The sequence below is a fragment of the Bacteroides caecigallinarum genome (assembly GCF_021530995.1).
Lineage (GTDB): Bacteria > Bacteroidota > Bacteroidia > Bacteroidales > Bacteroidaceae > Phocaeicola > Phocaeicola faecigallinarum.
In genome coordinates this window covers 1-2,417 of record NZ_JADYTF010000204.1, presented here as the reverse complement: position 1 = coordinate 2,417, position 2,417 = coordinate 1, and the positions used below count along the sequence as shown (strand labels likewise).

Annotated in this window: 2 protein-coding genes and 1 pseudogene; 1 reads left to right on the top strand and 2 read right to left on the bottom strand. The window is 52.0% G+C overall.

Annotated elements, in window-relative coordinates:
- A partial coding sequence (locus tag I6E24_RS15965) for a DUF3987 domain-containing protein (protein ID WP_235329665.1) occupies positions 1-1,375 on the bottom strand: 1,375 nt, incomplete at its 3' end.
- A 66-nt stretch (positions 1,376-1,441) separates the two neighbouring features.
- Here I6E24_RS15965 and I6E24_RS15960 point away from each other — a divergent pair.
- The gene (locus I6E24_RS15960; protein WP_235329663.1) at positions 1,442-1,810 is read left to right on the top strand and encodes a hypothetical protein; all 369 of its coding nucleotides are present in this window, start codon (positions 1,442-1,444) and stop codon (positions 1,808-1,810) included.
- Here I6E24_RS15960 and I6E24_RS17525 read toward each other — a convergent pair.
- A pseudogene (locus tag I6E24_RS17525) lies at positions 1,694-1,990 on the bottom strand (BT4734/BF3469 family protein); the annotation flags it as partial. The gene I6E24_RS15960 and the pseudogene I6E24_RS17525 sit on opposite strands and share 117 nt — an antisense overlap.
- Positions 1,991-2,417 lie beyond the last annotated feature (427 nt).

Genomic DNA, 2,417 nt, shown 5'->3' with positions numbered 1-2,417 from the left:
GGTTGGCATGCTTCATGCATGTGAGGACTATTTGGAGTGCCGTGTAGAAATCTTCGTCCTGACAGGTGTAGTCCGCGACCTGCCATCCTGCCTCCATTATCCTGTAGCCGCTAAGGGTCATGGCTATACGCATGGTGATGAGTCCGTATCGCTTCACCACCGCATCGGCGTTCTTCTCCCCCTCGGCTGACACTATGCCAAGCTCGGCCTCGAACACACTGTCCAATGTGTCCCACTGTCCGGCAGTGAAGTTTATCATTATTTCCTTTCCGCTGGTGTTGAAGAAATTGACTTTCAGTTTCTCGCCTAACTCTCCGTAAAGTTCCTCCAGGTCTATGCCGCCATTTCCCTTGAGGGGTGACTGCGATTTCCATACGGATTCGTCATTCATCAGATAGAAGAGGAAACGGCTGAAGAGACCGTTCTCGGTGCTCTGGATGAGAGATACTACCTGCTCCGGTGTACCGGTGAGGAGCATTGCCACATGAGGATGGGGTATGACTATCTGTTCCTTGTCAATCTTGAAGTGCTGGCGTACCTCCTCGTGATGGAAGAACATACGCAGCTCTGCCGCCTGACCGCCATAGTCGGCATGGAGGGTCACCACCAGGACATCACCCTCGGACGACACTATCACCAGCCCGTCTTCGCCAGCGTTCCTGACATTGATTATCATCTGGCTCTTCGATGAGTTGGGAGTTGTGATGACCGTCTGGTGTACAGGCTCTTCGGGCTTCAGGTCCATATCGGGTTTTCTGCGTTCCTTCAGAGCCAGTTTAAGTTCCATATCCCATTCCACACACTTCTTCTCATATTCTTTCTTAGCGGCTTTGTATATTCGTTCGAACTCACGGTCGGTCTTCTTGGCAAGGATTACGCCGTTCATTGCCCCGCCTTTACCCGCTCCGGCTCCTGCCACAATGAATGTGTAGATGTGGGCAGAGTATTTCCTGTTGCCATAGATGGTTCGGAGGGCAGGAAACAATGTGCTCGACACGGTGAGTATACCCAGGAGGATGATGTCTTTTTCCTTGTTGTCCTTTGCCACTACGAGGAGTTTCTTTATCTCCTCGGGGAGATGCTCGTAGATGTCGTCGGCGAATTGGGGACATTGTTCCTCAATTACCTCTTCCTCTTCTTTTTCGTTTTCCGCAATCTCCTCGCTATCAGGATTTTCCTCTGTTTTCACGGTGTGAAAAGGGAACATATTAGAGATTTGTCCCCCTTGTCCCCAATTCGTCGGACTTTTTCCGCCTTCCTCGCCATGCTCGTAACCCCACCGGATGGCGCGTTCTATCTCCTTCTGGGTGATGCCCGGCTCCACTCCTCGGGCGCATGCTGTATAGATGGCCTGCCCCAGCTGCCATGACTGCACTCCATGCCGGCGGAGGTACAGTCCGAGGGAGAGCATGGTACGTGTGCGGCTGCCCTTGACGTAGGGATGGGTGTAGAAGAAACGGTTGATGACGGCGTCCACGTCGGGGGCGGAATCGGACTGATAGCCCTGATTAAGTGCCTGGGTGACGGGGTTGCTCAGATAGCGGAAGTCCTCGGAGGTGTCGGGACCTGTGGCAGGGACATAGTTCAGTGGGTTGTGCTCCTCGCCGTAGGGAAAGACAGTGGCTTGGGGGTTGTAGTAGACATCGGGGTCGTAGGAAGCAAGGCTGGCACGGGCAAAGTCCTTGCATGCCATGTCGAGTTCCAGACCGGTGATTTCGTGCAGACGTTCTGCCACCTGCTCGTAAGCCTGGCGGTAGACGTCGATGTGGACGATGCCGATGTTTGCCACCACACGCAGTCCGCGTCCTGATGCTGTGACGTGGACTGCCACTATCCACGGGAAGACCTCGAGGAACTGACGGGCGGCAAGGAGCTGGTCGTCGCGCAGGTCGTCGAAGTCGAAGATGGCATAGCCCGTGCGGACGGTGGTGTGCTTGAAGAAGCGTCCCTTGCGGCACTCGCCTGCCCATACCGCCGCAGGGAGTTTCATCTTCCAGTCGCGCACCCGGTCCTTGTCGCCAAGCTTTATCATGGAGCGCACCTGGTCCACTGTGGGTTTGAACTTGCCGTCGCGGATGTCTCTTATCCATTCGGTGGCGTCGATTACGCCTTCAGCCTCTTTCGTCATGAGGCTGGAGAAGATTGTTATCTTCATGGTTTTTCAATTTTAAAATGATTAGTAATAAAGTTTGTCGGGGGCAAATGTATGTGGAATGCTGGAATGGCCAAATGTTAAAAACTACTGTGTTTTACATTATTTAATATTAGGTTTTTTCGTGACAAATCCCTCACGTAAGTACCTCTACTGTCTTTTCTGATGTTGTAAAGGGATAAATCGGTAGTAAAAAAAGTGTCGAATTTTAACAAAGACTATTTTGTCTTAAAATCACACTTTTTATACTTTGCAGTGATAATAG